Origin of the sequence: Streptomyces sp. NPDC058671, assembly GCF_042716475.1 — a bacterium.
Lineage (GTDB): Bacteria > Actinomycetota > Actinomycetes > Streptomycetales > Streptomycetaceae > Streptomyces.
On sequence record NZ_JBHXSA010000022.1, the window covers coordinates 85,494 to 102,685 of the forward strand.

Sequence of the window (17,192 nt, forward strand, 5' to 3'; positions counted from 1 at the left end):
CGGGCAGGGAACCGTAAAGGAACAGTCAAGTCAAATTGCCTGCCCGCACCACGCACCCCTAACTCCCCAGGCCAGCCGCGTTGTCAGTGGGGGCCTCTACCGTCGGGGACATGAATGCCATGGGGGTGCGCATGACGGCCGAGCAGGTGCTGGCACTGGCTCCTGACGACGCCTCGCGCAGAGCGGGAAGCAGGCTCGGCACGGCCGGGCCGTGGTCCGGCACGGGTTGTGGCGGGGGCGCGGTGTGGGGCCTGTGCAAGGGCAGCGGCAGCTCGCCGTACCGGACGGTCGTCGACACCACGGGCCCCGCGTACACGTGCAGTTGCCCGAGCCGCAAGTTCCCCTGCAAGCACGTGCTCGGCCTGTTGCTGCTCCAGGCGGCGGAGGGGGCGGCCTTCGAGGACTCCGCCGTGCCCGACTGGGCCGCGCCCTGGCTCGCCACCCGGCGCGACCGCCCCCGGGGCGCCGCCCGGCCCACCGGACGCGACACTCCCGAAGGCCCGGCGGACCCCGAGGCGGCCCGCCGCAGGGCGGAGCGCAGAGCAGCACGGATCACCTCGGGCGCACAGGAGTTGGAGCAGCGGCTCACCGACCTGCTGCGCGGCGGCCTCGCCACGACCGAGCACACCGGATACGGGTGGTGGGAGGAGACGGCCGCCCGCATGATCGACGCCCAGGCCCCGGGACTCGCCGGCCGGGTCAGGGAGTTGGGATCCCTACCGGGTTCGGGGCCCGGCTGGCCGGTGCGGCTCCTGGAGGAGTGCGCGCTGACCCACCTCCTCGACCGCGCCTGGCTGGCCGCCGACCGGCTGCCTTCCCCCTTCGCGACGACGGTACGGACGCGGGTCGGCCTCCCCGCCCCGGCCGCCGGCGCCCCGGTGCGCGACCACTGGCTCGTCCTCGCGCAGTACGACGCGGCAGACGCCCGGCTGACGACCCGGCGCATCTGGCTGCACGGCACGACGAGCGGGCGGACGGCGCTGCTGCTCTCCTTCGGCGCGGCGGGCCGGCCTCCCCGACTGGCGCTCCCGGTCGGCGCGGTGCTCGACGGCGAGGTCACCCCGCACGCGGGCTCCGGTCAGGTGCGGGCGGAGCCGGGTGAGGAGTTCGTCCCGGTCACCGGCCCCGCGTCCCCGCCGCAGGGTGGCCCGGTGGGTGAGGCCCTCGACGCGTACGGCCGTGCGCTGACCGAGGACCCCTGGCTGGACTCCTGTCCCGTGACGCTGCGCGAGGTCGTGCCCGCGCGCGCGGAGTACGGCTGGCAGCTCGCCGACGCGGACGGCCGGGAAGCGCTGCCGTTGACGCCCGTCGCCCAGTCCCGGTCCTCGCTCTGGCGCCTCGTCGCCCTGTCCGGCGGCGGCCCGGTCACCGTCTTCGGGGAGTGCGGGCACGGGGGATTCACCCCCCTCGCCGCCTGGTCCCCGGAGTCCCCGGGAGAGACGGTCCCGCTCATATGACCCCGCCCACGGCCCACAACCCGCCCGGAGGACCGGTGCAGAAGGACACGACGACCCCCGTTCTCACCATCGGCCGCGACGGCGACATCGGTGGTGGCACCGGCCGCTACGGCGACGGCGCCCTCGGCGCTGACAGTGACGACGACATCGGCGGCGGTGGTGGCAGCAGCAGCAGCAGGGACAACGGCAGCGGCGGCAGCGACGAAAGCGGGGGCAGGGGCCGCGACATCGACATCGACGGTCGCAGCGCGGACGGTGCCTGGGAGGAGCTCGTCACCTCCGCGTTGCTCGGTACGGACCGGAGGGTGCCCGCCTCACTCTCCGGGGTGACCGGCCCGGACCTGCCGGGGGCCCTGCTCGACGCCGCAGCGCTGCACACCGTACGGCGCAGGGCCGGGCTGCGCCCCGGGCCCGCCGCCCCGCCGCCGGAGCCCGCGCCCGAGGACCCGCGCGAACCGCTGCCCGCGGCGGCCCGGCGCCGGCTCGACCAGTTGCTCGCCGGCCGGACCGCGCCCTCGCCCGCCGGGCGGCGCGGAGCCGCTCCCGACCTGGCCGAACTGCTCCCGCAGTGGCTGGCGCTGGCCGGCGAATGGGGGTACAGGGCCCCCGCCGCCGCCCTGCCCGCCCTCCTCGACGCGGCCCGGGCCCGCACCGACCTGCGGCCGCAGGCCCTCCGTCTCGCCGGGCCGCGCGGGCTATGGCTCGCCCGGCTCAACCCTGACTGGAGGTTCGCCCTGCGGGGTGCGGGCGCGGGCGGAGCCCTCCCCGCCCCGGACGACCAGGAGGGCGTGCGGATGCTGTGGGACGAGGGCCTGTTCGCGGAGCGGGTCGCCCTGCTCGCCGCCGTACGGACGGCCGACCCGGTGGCCGGACGCGCCCTCCTCACGTCCACCTGGTCCGCCGAGCGGGCGGAGGACCGGCTGATGTTCCTCGACTCACTGCGGACCGGACTGTCGGACGCGGACGAACCGTTCCTGGAGGCGGCCCTCGGCGACCGCAGCCGCAATGTCCGCGCCACCGCCGCCGAGCTGCTCTCCGCCCTGCCGAACTCCGCCCTCGCGGGCCGGATGGCGGGCCGGGCGGTCTCCTGCGTCGGTCTCGACCGGACGGCGCAGTCGCCAACGATCACCGTGGAGGCCCCGCACGAGTGCGACACGGCCATGCAGCGGGACGGTCTCACGGCGACGCCTCCGGCGGGGCGGGGCGAGCGGTCCTGGTGGCTCGGCCAGCTCGTCGAGGCCGCACCGCTGTCCTGCTGGCCGCCCAGGTTCGGGGGGCGCGGCCCGGAGGAGATCGTGGCGCTCCCGGTCGCCGACGACTGGCAGGGCGAGCTGCACGCGGCCTGGTGCCGTGCGGCCGTGCGGCAGCGGGACGCGGCCTGGTCGCGCGCGCTGCTCGGCTCCCCCGCGACCCCGCCGGCGACGGGTCCCGGCACCTCGTCGCTGGCCGAGCGGGCCCAGCTCCTGTCGACGCTCGCCCCGGCCGAGCGGGCACTCTGGGTCGCCTCCTTCATCGCGGCCCACGGTCTGTCGGAGGCGTTCCAGCTGCTCGGTGTCTGCGAGGTGCCGTGGGCGGAGCCGCTCGGCGGGGCCGTGATCGACGCCCTCGACATCGCGCGGGACGCGGGCAGTTACCCCTGGAGCTTCAGCGGGGTGATGGGCCTCGCGGAGCGCTGCCTCGCCCCGGAGGCGGCACGGCAGCTGGAAGCCCTGATGGCCCACCCGCACGAGGCGGAGGACATCGCTCCCGGCGCGGGCGGCTACTGGTCCGAGGCCTTCCAGCGGCTGGTCTCCACGCTCCGCCTGCGCGCGGCGATGAGGGCCGAACTCACGCAACCGCCGAAGGTCCCGGAGCGACACGGGGAGCCGCGCCCGCCCGCCGTACCGCCGCACCCCTGACACGGCGAAAGGCCCTCCCGGAGCGGGGAGGGCCCTGCGGACCAGCCGACGTGACGGGTGCCGGGTGACAGGCGTCGCGTGACGCGTCACGCGTGGTTCAGGACGTGCGGACCGCGTTACGCGGCCACGCGGACGTTGGCGTTGACCCAGTCGACGATCGCCGTCGTCGTCGCGCCCGGCGTGAAGATCTCGGCCACGCCCTTGTCCTTGAGCGGCGCGATGTCGGCGTCCGGGATGATGCCGCCGCCGAAGACCTTGATGTCCTCCGCGTCGCGGTCCTTGAGCAGCTCGAGGACCTTCACGAACAGCGTGTTGTGCGCCCCGGAGAGGATCGAGAGGCCGATCGCGTCGGCGTCCTCCTGGATCGCGGTGTCGACGATCTGCTCCGGCGTCTGGTGGAGTCCGGTGTAGATGACCTCCATGCCGGCGTCGCGGAGTGCCCGCGCGATCACCTTGGCCCCGCGATCATGACCGTCGAGACCCGGCTTGGCGACCACCACGCGGATCGGACCGCTCACACCCATGACTGCCTCCACATGCGACCCCCGCGCCTGATTGCCGGGGACGTGAACGAACGTTATCTCCAGCATCCCGTACCCGGCTGTTTCGCGGAGGCGAGCGAGGGGGAAATCACACGTGGGACATGTTCGCTCTGCGCCGTTCCCCGCTTTCGGGCCCTCACCGGGGGTCCACCAGCCGCAAGCGGGGCCCGCCGCGAAGGGAGCCGCGACGAGGTCCGCCGTGCCTCCGCGCCGCCGTCCGTGCGGCGCGGGGGCACGGCGCACCGGGCGTTACGTCCGGCCCCGCGCACCGTTCGGGAGGTCGGCCATGGAGTTCACCAAGGTCACCGCCCTGATGCGGGCGACCGCCCTGGAGCTCGCGATCCTCACCGGCCATCTCGTCCTGTACCCGTCCGGGGTACTGGCCGAGCGCCTCGCGCAGGCCCCTCCCCCGAGGACGATCGGCGCCGGCCGCCGCCCGGTGATCCTCCTGCACGGGTACATGGACAACCGCTCGGTCTTCGTCCTGCTGCGCCGCGCGCTCACCCGACACGGCCGTGACTGCGTCGAGTCGCTCAACTACTCCCCGCTCACCTGCGACCTGCGGACCGCCGCCGAGGTGCTCGGCCGACGGGTGGACGAGATCCGCACCCGTACGGGGCACGCCGAGGTCGACATCGTCGGGCACAGCCTGGGCGGACTCATCGCCCGCTACTACGTACAGCGTCTCGGCGGTGACAGCCGGGTGCGCACCCTGGTCATGCTCGGCACCCCGCACGCGGGCACCACCGTGGCCCCGCTCGCCGACGCCCATCCCCTGGTGCGGCAGATGCGGCCCGGTTCGGAGGTGCTGCGGGAGCTCGCCGGGCCCGCGCCGGGCTGCCGGACGCGGTTCGTCAGCTTCTGGAGCGACCTCGACCAGGTGATGGTGCCGGTGGAGACGGCCCGTCTCGACCACACCGATCTCCTCGTGCACAACGTCAGGGTCAGCGGGATCGGCCATCTCGCGCTGCCGGTGCACCCGACGGTGGCCGCCGGGGTCCTGGAGGCCCTCGACGCGGGTGGTCCGGAGGGCCGGGCGGCCGGCGCGGAGGAGCCCGACACCAGCTCCGTGGCGTGACACTCCGACACCACTCTTCGAACGCTCGTCGAACACAAGGCCAAAGCTCTGCCCGTGAGCTGGCGAAACACGGCCGATTGCCCGTTTCCTGCGCCCGCAAACCCCTTCGAAGATTGTCGGTTGCGCATACCGCCGGGTACAGTCGCGCCACTGCTTACCCCCGGGACACCCCTCGTCGGGTCGCCCCGGACTGGTCCTGCTGCCGAGGCGAGAGAGACGTTGGTGAACGACCAGCACCCCCACGCCGGGTACGTCGGAGATGGCGCACACCCCACCGGCACCTTCGCCACGGATCCCCTGTTCGGCGCCTACGCCGACACCACTGCCGACCACAGCGGCCAGTGGGACCTCGGCGGGTACGACACCTCCGGCGCGTACGGGACGACGGGGCAGCACGGCACCACGCAGTACGACACGACCGGCCAGTACGGCACCACCGCCCCGTACGACTCGACCGGGCAGTACGACACGACCGGCCAGTGGAACACCACCGGGCAGTGGGACACCACGGACGCCTACGCGGCCACCGGCACCTACGCCACGACGACCGGGCAGTACGACACCACCGGCCAGTGGGACGCCTCCGCCTGGACCGAGGCCCAGCACACCGCCCCGTACGAGACCGTCCACTCCGGCGCCTACGCCGCCCAGGGCACCTACGGTCACGAGGCCTACGACGCCACCGGCCAGTGGGCCGCCCCCGCCTTCGCCACCGACACCGGCGCCTTCGACGCGACCGCGTGGAACCAGACAGCCCCGGAGGGTGAGCCGGTCGTCCCGCGCCAGTACGTGCCGCCGGCCGAGCACACCGCGGAGTTCGCCTTCGCGTACGTCCCCGAGGCCGGGTCGGACGCCGCCGAAGCGGAGTACACCTACGCCGAACACCCTGGTGAGACCCCCGGCGACGAGGATCTCGCGGACGACGACGGCACCGAAGCCGCGTACGCCCACGCCGCCCCCGCCGACGACCGACCGGCCGACCTCGACGACGAGCCCGCCGTAGAGGTCCGTACGGACTCCCCCGCCGCCGGCCGGTCCGTGCGCCGTTCCTCCGGTGGCGGCCGCGGCCGCCGCCGCACTCCCGCCAAGCGGTCCGCGCTGCTGACGATCGCCGTCCCCTCCGCCTGCGTCATGGGAGTGGCCGGCATCGCCGCCGCCTCCGTCAGCGGACTCTCCGCCACCGGTACCGACGGCGGTCAGAAGGACGACACGACCTCCCTCGCCGCCGCCGACGCGGCCTCCGTGCAGCACGTCGCCGCGAACAGCGCGCTCGACACGCAGCTCGCCGCGCTCAGCGCCGACGCCCGCGACTTCGGCGAACGCGCCAGCCGTACCCAGGAGCGCATCGACCTCAAGGCCCGCCAGGACGCCGAGAAGAAGAAGCGCGAGGAGGAGGCCGCCCGCAAGGAGGCGATGCGGCCCAAGTTCAGCCTGCCGGTGGAACTCCACCAGCTCAGCGCGCGTTTCGGCCAGTCCGGCGTCAACTGGATGTCCGTGCACACCGGCATCGACTTCCCCGTGCAGACCGGCACGCCCGTGCGCGCCGCGACGGACGGCACCGTCCGCACCCAGCTCAACAGCGCCTACGGCAACATGGTGATCGTGACCGCCCCGGACGGCACCGAGACCTGGTACTGCCACCTCAGCAGCGCCAAGTACCGCTCCGGTTCCGTGAAGGCCGGCGACGTCATCGCGTACTCCGGCGACTCCGGCAACTCCACCGGCCCGCACCTCCACTTCGAGGTCCGGCCGGGCGGCGGTTACGCGATCGACCCCCTGGACTGGCTGCGCAGCCACGGTCTCGACCCGACCAACTGACCCCGCACCGTCCCGTACGTACGGGAGAGGGCCCCGGCCGAAGCCGGGGCCCTCTCCTGTACGCGCCGGAGCCTCGCGCGCCGGCGCCTGACGCGCTACAGCTTCTCGACCGGCGCGTACCGCAGCAGCAGCCGCTTCGGCTTCTCGTCGCCGAAGTCGATCGTCGCCTGGGCGTCGGCGCCCACGCCCGTCACCGTCATGACCGTGCCGAGGCCGAACTGGTCGTGCGTGACCCGGTCGCCGACCTGGAGGGAGATCACCGGCTTCTCCCCCGCGCGCCTGGTGGCGAAGCCCGAGGGCCCGGAGCGCGAACGCGAGGAGGAGAGCGAGGAGGTGATCCCGGACGTCGGCCCGGCGGGCTTCGCCATCGGACCGGTCCGCTTCCACTCCAGGTACGCGGTCGGGATCTCCTCCAGGAACCGCGAGGCCGGGTTGTACGAGGGCTGGCCCCAGGCGCTGCGCATCGACGAGCGCGTCAGGTAGAGCCGCTCACGCGCGCGCGTGATCCCGACGTACGCCAGGCGCCGCTCCTCCTCCAGCTCCTTCGCCTGGCCGAGGGCGCGCATGTGCGGGAAGACGCCGTCCTCCATGCCGGTGAGGAACACGACCGGGAACTCGAGGCCCTTGGCGGTGTGCAGCGTCATCAGGGTGATGACGCCCCTGCCCTCCTCGTCCTCGTCCGGGATCTGGTCGGAGTCGGCGACGAGCGCGACCTTCTCCAGGAACTCCGCGAGGGTCGCCGGCTCCTCGCCGCGCTCCTGCTCGAACTCGAGGGCGACGGCCGCGAGTTCCTGGAGGTTCTCGACACGGGTCTCGTCCTGCGGATCGGTCGAGGCCTGGAGCTCGGCCAGATAACCCGTGCGCTCCAGGACGGCCTCCAGGACGACGGCGGGGCCCGCGCCGGACTCGACGACGGTCCGCAGCTCGTCCATCAGGGCGTTGAAGCGCTTGACGGCGTTCGCCGAGCGGGCGGCCATCCCGTACGCCTCGTCGACCCGCTTGAGCGCCTGCGGGAAGGTGATCTTCTCGCGCAGCGACAGGGCGTCGATCATCGCCTCGGCGCGCTCGCCGATGCCCCGCTTGGGCACGTTCAGGATGCGGCGCAGCGGGACGTTGTCCTCGGGGTTGGCGAGGACCCGCAGGTAGGCGAGGACGTCCCGGACCTCCTTGCGCTCGTAGAAGCGCACGCCGCCGACGACCTTGTAGGGCAGGCCGACGCGGATGAAGATCTCCTCGAAGACACGGGACTGGGCGTTGGTCCGGTAGAAGACGGCGACGTCCCCGGCCTTGGCCTCGCCCGCGTCCGTCAGCCGGTCGATCTCGTCGGCGACGAACTGGGCCTCGTCGTGCTCGGTGTCGGCCACGTAGCCCGTGATCCGCTCGCCGGCGCCCGCGTTCGTCCACAGGTTCTTGGGGCGGCGGGACTCGTTGCGCTCGATGACGGCGTTGGCGGCGGAGAGGATCGTCTGCGTGGAGCGGTAGTTCTGCTCCAGGAGGATCGTGGTCGCGTCCGGGTAGTCCTCCTCGAACTGGAGGATGTTGCGGATGGTCGCGCCGCGGAAGGCGTAGATCGACTGGTCGGCGTCGCCGACGACGCACAGCTCGGCCGGGCCGAGGTCCTCGTAGCCGGTGCCGACGAGCTCGCGTACGAGGGTGTACTGGGCGTGGTTGGTGTCCTGGTACTCGTCGACGAGGACGTGGCGGAAGCGGCGGCGGTAGTGCTCGGCGACGTCGGGGAACGCCTGGAGCAGGTGGACCGTCGTCATGATGATGTCGTCGAAGTCCAGGGCGTTGGCCTCGCGCAGCCGCGCCTGGTACATCCGGTACGCCTCGGCGAGCGTCTTCTCGAACCCGTCGACGGCCTGGTCGGCGAAGGTCTCCTCGTCGATCAGCTCGTTCTTGAGGTTAGAGATCTTGGCGCTGAACGACTTCGGCGGGAACTTCTTGGGGTCGAGGTCCAGGTCACGGCAGACCAGGGCCATCAGCCGCTTGGAGTCGGCGGCGTCGTAGATCGAGAAGGAGGAGGTGAACCCGAGCCTCTTCGACTCGCGGCGCAGGATGCGGACGCAGGCGCTGTGGAAGGTCATGACCCACATCGCGTTCGCCCGCGGTCCGACGAGCTGCTCGACGCGCTCCTTCATCTCGCCGGCGGCCTTGTTGGTGAAGGTGATCGCCAGTATCTGGCCGGGGTGCACGTGGCGCGTGCCCAGGAGGTGGGCGATGCGGTGGGTGAGCACCCGGGTCTTGCCGGAGCCGGCGCCCGCGACGATGAGCAGCGGGGTGTCGGTGTGGACGACGGCCGCGCGCTGCTCCTCGTTCAGCCCGTCCAGGAGCGCGGCGGCGTCCACGACGGGGCGGGGGGCGCCGTCGCGGTAGTACGCGTCCCGGGCGGGCGGGGGCACGTCGAAGTGCTCCCCGAAGAGGTCGTGCGGGACCTCCTCCCCGGCCGGGGAGCCGTGCTCGTGGTCCTCGGGGTGGGGCGGGGGCTCCTGTGAGGAGTGGTTCTGGAGACCGGCCAGGAAGCTGTCGTCAAAGAGGCTGCTCATCGCCTCACGAGTCTAGGACGCCCCACCGACATCCGGGCCCGCCTTCGGGACCCGCCTTCCTCGCAGGGCTGCGGAACCGGTCACACCCGAGGGGGCCGTCGCCCCGCCGGGGGTGCCGCTCGTCACGTCCAGAGGGTCGCGATGAAGATGTTCGCCGTGGTGAGGGCGCCGACGGCGGCGAAGAGGCCCTTGTCGACCCTCTCCTCGTCCCGCTTGACGTAGACGAGGCCGAGGATGACGACGAGCACCGCCAGCTTGACGCCGATCTTGATGTTGTTCACGGTCTGGTCGTCCGCCTGGTTCAGGCCGACGAGCGCCACGCCCGTGATCAGCATGACGAGCGCGCCGTGCAGCATCGCGGGGCTGAAGCGGGCCGTACCGGTTCCCATCGCCTTCATCTGGGTGAGGAATCCGCCCAGCAGGGAGGCGATACCGATGATGTGCAGGGCGACGAAGACATTGATGAGTACGTCCATGAGGCGGAGCCTAGCCGGGGCCTCGGCACCGCCCCGGGGCCGGGTCCATCCGCTCCCGTACTTCGGTCGGTCCACCGCAGGAACGCCTCCGGTCCCTCCTCGCAAGCGAAAGAGACCGGTCCCCATCCCGTCAACTCTCGCCAATACCGGTCAACTCGTCGTCCGGGCGTGACCCCCGGTTTAGCGTCCTCCACCAGGTGGCCGACTCCCCACCGCCGCCGGCGCTCCGGCGGTCGTCGGTCGCCCCCGCCGAGAAAACCCGGCGGCGGTCCGTCTCCCCTGTGCGGCCCGCCGTCGGCCCGGCGGGCCCGTTCCCCCAGGCAGAGGATGTGACCCGCCTTCGTGGCAGCGCACCGAAAACCCAAGCAGTCGCCCCTCGGTGGCCAGGCGGTCCGCACCGCCGCCACCCTCGCCCTCGCCTCCGCCGCGACCTCGACGCTCTTCGCGGGGGCCGGGCACGCGGAGCCACGGCCCACCACCGCCCAGGTCAAGGCGAAGGTCGACCGGCTCTACCAGGAGGCCGAGGTCGCGACGGAGCGGTACAACGGTGCCGAGGAGAAGGCGGACGAGGCCCGCGCCTCGTTCGACCGGCTCCGGGACGAGGCCGCCCGCAGAACCCAGCGGCTCAACACCGCGCGAGCCGGGCTCGGGGCCGTGGCCGCCGCCCAGTACCGGTCCGGAGGCCTCGACCCCGCGGTACAGCTCGCCCTCACCTCCGACCCCGACGAGTATCTGGAGCGGGCCGCGCTCGCCGAGAAGGCCGGGGACCGACAGGCCGCCACGATCACCGCCGTACGCCGCGAACTCGCCGCCGTCCGGCAGCTGCGCGCGGAGGCGGAGGGGCGCCTCGCCGTGCTGCGGGGGCACGAGGCGGAGCTGCGGCGGCAGAAGGCGGCCGTGGTCGGCAAGCTCCGGTCGGCGCGGACCCTGCTCGCCCGCCTGACGGCGGAGGAACGGGCCCGGTACGAGGCCGCCGCGGCCGGCCGGGACGGCTCCGGCGCCACGACGGGCAACGGCACCTCGGCGCGGAACAGCGGCGCGAACGGCACGACCGCCTCCGGCGGCTCCGCCCCGGTGCGGGCCGACCGCTCCTCCGAGGGCGAGCGCGGGCCGGTGACCGCCCCGAACACGCGGGCCGCCGAGGCCATCTCCTTCGCCCGCGCCCAGCTCGGCAAGCCGTACGTGTGGGGGGCGACGGGCCCCTCCGGGTACGACTGCTCGGGCCTCACCCAGGCGGCCTGGCGCGCGGCCGGCGTGTCCCTGCCCCGCACCACGTACACCCAGATCAACGCCGGAGCACGCGTCTCCCGCTCCCGGCTCGCCCCGGGTGACCTGGTCTTCTTCTACTCCGGGATCAGTCACGTGGGGCTCTACATCGGCGGCGGCCAGATGATCCACGCTCCCCGACCGGGCGCCCCGATCCGTGTCGCCCCGATCGACGAGATGCCCTTCGCCGGAGCGACCCGGGTGGGCTGAGGGACGGAACCACTCCGACCGGTTCGGGCCCGGGGCGGGCTCAGACCAGACGGCGGGCGGTGGCCCAGCGGGTCAGCTCGTGCCGGTTGGAGAGCTGGAGCTTCCGCAGCACCGCCGAGACGTGCGACTCGACCGTCTTCACCGAGATGTAGAGCTGCTTGGCGATCTCCTTGTACGCGTATCCCCGGGCGATCAGCCGCAGCACCTCCCGCTCCCGCTGGGTCAGCCGGTCCAGGTCCTCGTCCACCGGCGGGGCGTCCGTCGAGGCGAAGGCGTCCAGGACGAACCCGGCGAGCCGGGGCGAGAAGACGGCGTCGCCCTCCTGCACCCGGAAGATCGAATCCACCAGGTCGGCGCCGGTGATCGTCTTGGTGACGTACCCCCGGGCACCACCCCGGATCACCCCGATCACGTCCTCGGCCGCGTCCGAGACCGACAGGGCCAGGAAGCGGACCGGGTCCTCCGGGGTGCCCATCAGGCTCGCGCAGCGCCGCAACACCTCGACCCCGCCGCCGCCCGGAAGGTGCACGTCGAGCAGGACGACCTCGGGGCGGGTGGCCGTGATGACGGTGACCGCCTGGTCGACGTCGGCGGCCTCGCCGACCACCTCGACGCCGGTGACCTCGGTCCGGCCGATCTCGGCCTGCACGCCCGTACGGAACATCCGGTGGTCGTCGACGAGCACCACCCGCACCCGGCGCTCCGTGCCCGCCGCCCCCGCCTCGGTCCCGGTCGCTGTCCCGGTCTCGTCGCTCATCCGTCCGCCCTCTCCATCTCAAGCTCCACTTCGGTGCCCCCGCCGGGCACGGACCGCAACCGGGCGGTGCCGCCGTTGCGCTGCATCCGGCCGATGATCGATTCTCGTACGCCCATCCTGTCCTCGGGCACCGCGTCCAGGTCGAAGCCCGGCCCCCGGTCCCGCACGGAGACGAAGACCGTGCGGCCCTCCACCTCCGCGTACACCTGGACGGCCCCGCCCTCGCCACCGTACTTGGCGGCGTTGACCATCGCCTCACGCGCGGCCTGCATCTGCGCGACCAGCCCGTCGTCGAGCGGGCAGTCACCGACGACGACCACTTCGAGGGGGACCCCGTGCTTGTCCTCGACCTCGGCGGCGGCCTTCTTCACCGCCTCGGCGAGGGTCTCGGGCTCCTCGTCCCTGCCGGTCCCCTCGGGCTTGTACAACCAGTTCCGCAGTTCCCGCTCCTGGGCGCGGGCGAGGCGGCGGACCTCGCCCGCGTCGTCGGCGTTGCGCTGGATCAGGGTGAGCGTGTGCAGCACCGAGTCATGGACGTGGGCGGCGACCTCGGCACGCTCCTGGGCGCGGATGCGCATGGTGCGCTCCTCCGTGAGGTCCTGCGACATCCGGATCAGCCACGGACCGGCGAGCAGGGCTATCCCGGTGAGCACCGCGACCGCGGCGGTGAGGGCCGTGCCGAGCTGGGCGACGGAGCCGCGGACCACCATGAAGACGGCGATGCCCGTGCCGACCAGGGCGACACCCACGAAGCCGCGGACGAGGTGGAAGGCGCGCCCGTGGCGTCCCGCGTCGGTCCAGCTGGCCCGGCGGGCGTTGTCCGCCTGGCGCCAGACCAGGACGACGCCGACGCAGATCAGTATCCCGGGCCAGACGTACCGCCCGGTCTGGCTGCCGATGTCGATGTTGCCGACGAGGACCGCGCCGCCGATCGCGAGGGCCATCAGGGCGAAGACCTGGCCCCGGTCGGGCTTGCGCAGTCGGCGGCGCCCGTCCGGGGTGGTCTCGAAGACGGGGCGCGGAGCGGTCCGGCCGCCGACGCCGAGGGGGACGACGATCCAGAAGGCCGCGTAGAGCAGGAGTCCCAGGCCGTCCGTGATGAGGAGGACCGTGAAGATCACGCGCACCCAGACGACCGGCAGGCCGAGGTGTCCGGCGAGGCCGCGGGCGACACCGCCGAGCCACCGCCCGTCGGCGCTCCGGTAGAGCCTGCGCACGGGCGGTTCGTCGGTGTCGGTGACACGAGCGGCTGCGGACATGCACCGATCGTCACACGTCCGGCCGGCCCGGGACATCAGGGTCTGCCCTGAGATCGCCCCTGGTGCCGCCTCGGGGAGGGAGGGGGACCGAATATCAGGGTCGGGCCAGGGTCGGACCCGGTGCCGCTCGACGTCACGGGCCGTCACCATGGAGGCATGACGAGTTCGATGCCTTCGCAGCACGAGGCCCCGCCGACGGCGGAGGCCGTCACCGCCACGCCACTGCGGCGCTCGCGCGGCAGCAAGGTCGTGGGCGGTGTCTGCGGCGGTCTCGGCCGGCACTTCGACCTCGATCCGGTGATCTTCCGGGTCGCGGTGGGCGTGCTGGCGGTGCCGGGCGGCCTCGGGCTGATCTTCTACGGCTTCGCCTGGCTGCTGATCCCTCTCGTGGGCGAGGAGAGCGAGGGGCGCAGGCTGCTGACCGGCCGGGTCTCGGGTGCGTCCCTCGCGGCGGTGTTGATGGCCCTGGTGGGATGCGGGATCTTCCTGTCGATGCTGCACAGCGGGTCGATGCTGGGGTCGGCTCTGCTGGTGTCGTTCGCCGTGGGCGCGGCGGCGGTGTGGTCACGGCGCCGGCAGGTGGGTGCGGTGGAGCCCGAGGGACGGGTGGAGTCGGCCGCGGCCGCCCTCGTGGTCGCCGAGGCCCCGCCCGAGACCAAGGCACCGCCGCTGGTCGAGTTCCCGTCGTGGTGGAAGGACCCGATAGTCAAGGACGGCTCGACGGGCAAGGTGGCCGTCGGCTACCTGTGGGGGCCGCACGGCATCCTGGACGAGGACGGCCGGGTGGGCGGCGAGGTGCCGAAGCCGGGCAGCCAGTGGGGTCCCGTCCCCTCCGCCCCCGGGCGCCCCAAGCCCTCGGTGCGACGGAGCCCGCTCTCCATAGGCGGGCTCGTGCACCTGCTGGCCCTTGTCGCCGCCGTGGTCGGCACCTCGATGTCCTGGGGGACCGAGCCGCTCGGCACGAGCCTGCAGACCGGTCTGGTCGCCGCGCTCGCGGTGTTCGGTCTCGGGCTGGTCGTCAGCAGCTTCCTCGGCAGGACCGGGTTCGGCACGGTCTTCCACACCGTGATCACGGCGGGCCTGCTCGCGCTGGCCACGGCCCTGCCCGACCGGATCTCCACGGAGTGGGTCCGCTCGACATGGGAGCCGACATCCGTCACCGCCGTGCAGCCCCGCTACGAGGTGGGCACCGGGGTCGGCACGCTCGATCTGTCCCGGCTCCCGGTCCCGGCCGGCACGACCGTCACGACGGCGGCCGAGGTCGGTGCCGGGCAGCTGAGGGTGATCGTCCCGGAGAACGCGGTGGTGAAGCTGCGCGCCGAGGTGGGACTCGGTGATCTGCAGCTGCCGGGCCAGGCCCCCAACGACATCGACATCGCGCCCGACCGCGACGAGACCCGCACGCTCGACCCGCCGGCCGGGACCGTCCCGGCGGGCATCCTGGACCTCTCGCTGGAGGTCGGCATCGGACAGGTGGAGGTCACCCGTGCTGCTTCATGAGTTCCGCCCCGGCAGGCTGCTCGTCGGCCTCACCGCCCTCGCCCTGGCCGCCGTGTACGCGGGGGACGCCGCCGGGAGCTGGACGACCCCGTGGTACGTGGTGATCCCGGTGCTCTGCGGCGGTCTGGGCGCGGCCGGCGTCGCGAGCTGGATCGCCTATGGCATACGACGGCGTTCGGCGAGGAGCCGGTCCAGCGCGAGCACGGACGCCCCGGCGAGCAGCAGCGGAAGCCAGGCCATCAGATAGGCGAGGTCGTTGCCGAGGTAGTACGGCTGGACCTGCCAGCTCACGGTCAGCCAGAGGCTCAGCGAGATCAGCGCGCCCCCGAGCGCCGCCAGTCGCGCGAAGAGACCGAGCAGGGTTCCGATCCCGACGGCGAGCTCTCCGATCGAGATGGCGTAGCCGAAGCCGGTGGGGTTCCTGAGGGCGAGGTCGACCAGGGCGGGGACGGCCGAGGTGTCCCGGACGCCGCGCATCGTCTCGCCGAGGGAGCCGCTGCCGGTGTCGGCGAAGAAGGCGGAGTCGGTGAGCTTGTCCAGCCCGGCGTAGACGAAGGTGATGCCGAGGAAGAGCCGGAGCGGAAGGAGGGCGTGACGGGAGGCGATCACCTTCCACCGGTCGAGGACGCTCCTCCGCCGATCGAGGACGCCTCTCCGCCGGGCGAGGCGGGTGCCTCCCCGGACCGGACGGCCGACGGCATCCGTGGCCCCCGGGCTGTGACCCCTGCCGTCCGGACCGCCACCGCCCGTGCCGTCCGGGCCGCCCCCGCCGGGGCCGTCCGGGCCGCCACCCGTGTCGTTCCCCCGGTTCGCCTGTCCCGTCATCGCCGGCCACCTCTCCCTGCCCCGTACGGCTGCTCGCGCACCGATTCTCCTCGCACCGGGGCTCCGGGGATACGGGAAGGGGGCCGGACGCTCAGTCCACGACGTCGATCGTGACCCGGTTGGTCTCGACGCCCGCCGCGGTCACGACCGAGACCTCCACGCGGCCGGGTTCCACGTCCGCGGGGAGGGGGACGGTCAGGGCGGTGTCGGTGGGGTTGGCGAAGCCGCCGGGGACCGGGACCAGCGGCACGTGGGCGTGGACCGGGCCGATGCGGACCACGAGCCGCGTCAGCGGGTCGGGGGCGCCGGCGCCGGGCGGGACGAAGCCGCAGCCGCGGATCTCGATGTCGTCGCCGGTGCGGATCGGGGCGTCGAGGTCGCCCGCCTCACGGGACCGGACCACGGAGTGGATCGTGGGGCGGACGCCCTCGGTGCACTTGGCGGCGAGGTGCCAGGCCGCCGAGACGCCGATGAGGAGCACGAGGGACCAGGGCACCTTGGGGAGCCCAGCGGGGTGGCGGCCGAGTGCGACGGCCGTCAGGACCAGGACGGAACCGGAGACGAGGAGGTACTGGACGTCGGCGAGGCTCGCCCTGCCGCTGTCGTCGCAGAGCAGGTCGGCGGCGCGCGGACGGTCGGCGCGGACCTTCTGGAGACGGCGGGCCGCGATGCCCACCGAGACGACGAGGCGGGCGGTGACGGCGACGGCCGACATCAGGGCGAGGACGGTCAGCAGACCGGCCCCCCGGGCCAGACCGAAGGCGACCGCGTCGGGCGTCAGCAGGGACACGCACGCCAGGAAGAGAAGGGTGTAGCCGAGGAGGAGGAGCCAGACGGCGGCGACGGCCCGGGTGGTGGAGAGCCGGTTGTCCTCACCGGTCAGGGGGGCGAGGAGGCCGCCGCGGGAGCGGTGGGCGTGGGCGGCGGCGCTGAGGAGGAGGGCGAGGAGCAGGGCCGTGCACAGGCCGGCCGTGCGGGTGGCGGTCCAGCCGGCCCCGATCGCGGTGAGGGCCTGGCCGAGGAGGAGGGCGAGGACAGCGCCCCAGGCGGCGCCGAGACCCCCGCGCCGTACCCGGTCGAGCCAGGCCGCGTCGGCTCCCCGGCCGCGGGCGGTCACGGCGCGGGCGGACTGGGCGAGCTCGTCGGAGACCCACTGGCGGGCGGCGACCGGGGAGTGGGCGACCGCCGCGGGGACGCCGTGTCCGGCGGCGAGTTCGTCGCGCCGGGCGAGGAAGGCCGCGACGGCGCGCCGGTGGCCGGCCCGTCCGCAGTGGGCGCAGCCGGTACAGGCCGTCGCGTGCTCGCCGTACTGTCTCGCCTCTTGAACCGCCACGGTGCTCACTTCCCGAGCTCGTTTGCCGAACTCACTCGCCGGGGTCGCCTGCCGAGCTCTCTTCACGGCGCGTACCGGTGCGGCCCGGAAGTCAACCAGCCGTCGACTCAACGGAATTGTGTCGTACCGGCGGCTTCCGCGCCTCCCGCGTGCGCCCCGCCGGAGAGTGATTGCCGCGCCATCTCATTGACGTACAGAAGGGTGAAGCGATGGTGTGACGACAGGAG

The 17,192-nt window shown here is 73.4% G+C and carries 13 protein-coding genes; 6 read left to right on the plus strand and 7 right to left on the minus strand.

Annotation, left to right across the window (positions count from 1 at the left end; translation table 11 throughout):
- Nucleotides 1-110: 110 nt before the first annotated feature.
- Both ACFWV2_RS25510 and ACFWV2_RS25515 read left to right on the plus strand, forming a co-directional pair.
- Entirely contained in the window at nt 111-1,457 is a 1,347-nt protein-coding gene (locus ACFWV2_RS25510; RefSeq protein ID WP_384408060.1) for an SWIM zinc finger family protein, read from the plus strand.
- On the plus strand, nt 1,454-3,355 hold the full coding sequence (locus ACFWV2_RS25515; protein WP_384408063.1) for a DUF5691 domain-containing protein: 1,902 nt from the start codon (nt 1,454-1,456) through the stop codon (nt 3,353-3,355). Before ACFWV2_RS25510 ends, ACFWV2_RS25515 begins: the two co-directional genes overlap by 4 nt.
- Nucleotides 3,356-3,471: 116 nt before the next feature.
- Here the strand turns inward: ACFWV2_RS25515 and ACFWV2_RS25520 are convergent, their stop codons facing one another.
- Nucleotides 3,472-3,879 carry a cobalamin B12-binding domain-containing protein gene (locus tag ACFWV2_RS25520; protein ID WP_360785443.1) on the minus strand — a complete coding sequence of 136 codons (408 nt, stop codon included), beginning with the start codon at nt 3,877-3,879 and terminating at the stop codon, nt 3,472-3,474.
- 304 nt (nt 3,880-4,183) lie between these two features.
- Between ACFWV2_RS25520 and ACFWV2_RS25525 the strand changes: the two genes are divergently transcribed.
- Both ACFWV2_RS25525 and ACFWV2_RS25530 read left to right on the plus strand, forming a co-directional pair.
- A complete protein-coding gene (locus ACFWV2_RS25525; protein WP_384408065.1) occupies nt 4,184-4,975 on the plus strand; it encodes a lipase family alpha/beta hydrolase in 792 nt (263 codons plus the stop codon).
- A 222-nt stretch (nt 4,976-5,197) separates the two neighbouring features.
- Nucleotides 5,198-6,793, plus strand: coding sequence for a M23 family metallopeptidase (locus ACFWV2_RS25530; protein WP_384408068.1), 1,596 nt, complete (start codon nt 5,198-5,200; stop codon nt 6,791-6,793).
- Between the two features lie 95 nt (nt 6,794-6,888).
- Here the strand turns inward: ACFWV2_RS25530 and pcrA are convergent, their stop codons facing one another.
- Both pcrA and ACFWV2_RS25540 read right to left on the minus strand, forming a co-directional pair.
- On the minus strand, nt 6,889-9,339 hold the full coding sequence (pcrA, locus tag ACFWV2_RS25535) for a DNA helicase PcrA (protein WP_384408070.1): 2,451 nt from the start codon (nt 9,337-9,339) through the stop codon (nt 6,889-6,891).
- 122 nt (nt 9,340-9,461) lie between these two features.
- Nucleotides 9,462-9,815 carry a hypothetical protein gene (locus ACFWV2_RS25540; RefSeq protein WP_384408072.1) on the minus strand — a complete coding sequence of 118 codons (354 nt, stop codon included), beginning with the start codon at nt 9,813-9,815 and terminating at the stop codon, nt 9,462-9,464.
- Between the two features lie 342 nt (nt 9,816-10,157).
- On the opposite strand from ACFWV2_RS25540, the gene ACFWV2_RS25545 reads away from it, so the two are divergent.
- Nucleotides 10,158-11,291 carry an NlpC/P60 family protein gene (locus tag ACFWV2_RS25545; protein ID WP_384408074.1) on the plus strand — a complete coding sequence of 378 codons (1,134 nt, stop codon included), beginning with the start codon at nt 10,158-10,160 and terminating at the stop codon, nt 11,289-11,291.
- A 40-nt stretch (nt 11,292-11,331) separates the two neighbouring features.
- Here the strand turns inward: ACFWV2_RS25545 and ACFWV2_RS25550 are convergent, their stop codons facing one another.
- Nucleotides 11,332-12,048, minus strand: a complete 717-nt coding sequence (locus tag ACFWV2_RS25550; RefSeq protein WP_384408076.1) for a LuxR C-terminal-related transcriptional regulator — start codon at nt 12,046-12,048, stop codon at nt 11,332-11,334.
- The gene (locus ACFWV2_RS25555) at nt 12,045-13,307 is read right to left on the minus strand and encodes a PspC domain-containing protein (RefSeq protein WP_384408078.1); all 1,263 of its coding nucleotides are present in this window, start codon (nt 13,305-13,307) and stop codon (nt 12,045-12,047) included. The genes ACFWV2_RS25550 and ACFWV2_RS25555 overlap by 4 nt, the downstream gene beginning before the upstream one ends.
- Before the next feature lie 156 nt (nt 13,308-13,463).
- Here ACFWV2_RS25555 and ACFWV2_RS25560 point away from each other — a divergent pair, with 156 nt between their 5' ends.
- Nucleotides 13,464-14,807: a PspC domain-containing protein gene (locus tag ACFWV2_RS25560; protein ID WP_384408080.1), complete on the plus strand. Its 1,344-nt coding sequence runs from the start codon at nt 13,464-13,466 to the stop codon at nt 14,805-14,807.
- A 156-nt stretch (nt 14,808-14,963) separates the two neighbouring features.
- On the opposite strand, the gene ACFWV2_RS25565 is transcribed toward ACFWV2_RS25560, so the two are convergent.
- Complete coding sequence (locus tag ACFWV2_RS25565; protein WP_384408131.1) at nt 14,964-15,416, minus strand: DoxX family protein; 453 nt, start codon at nt 15,414-15,416, stop codon at nt 14,964-14,966.
- A 307-nt stretch (nt 15,417-15,723) separates the two neighbouring features.
- The gene (locus ACFWV2_RS25570; protein ID WP_384408082.1) at nt 15,724-16,965 is read right to left on the minus strand and encodes a hypothetical protein; all 1,242 of its coding nucleotides are present in this window, start codon (nt 16,963-16,965) and stop codon (nt 15,724-15,726) included.
- Nucleotides 16,966-17,192 lie beyond the last annotated feature (227 nt).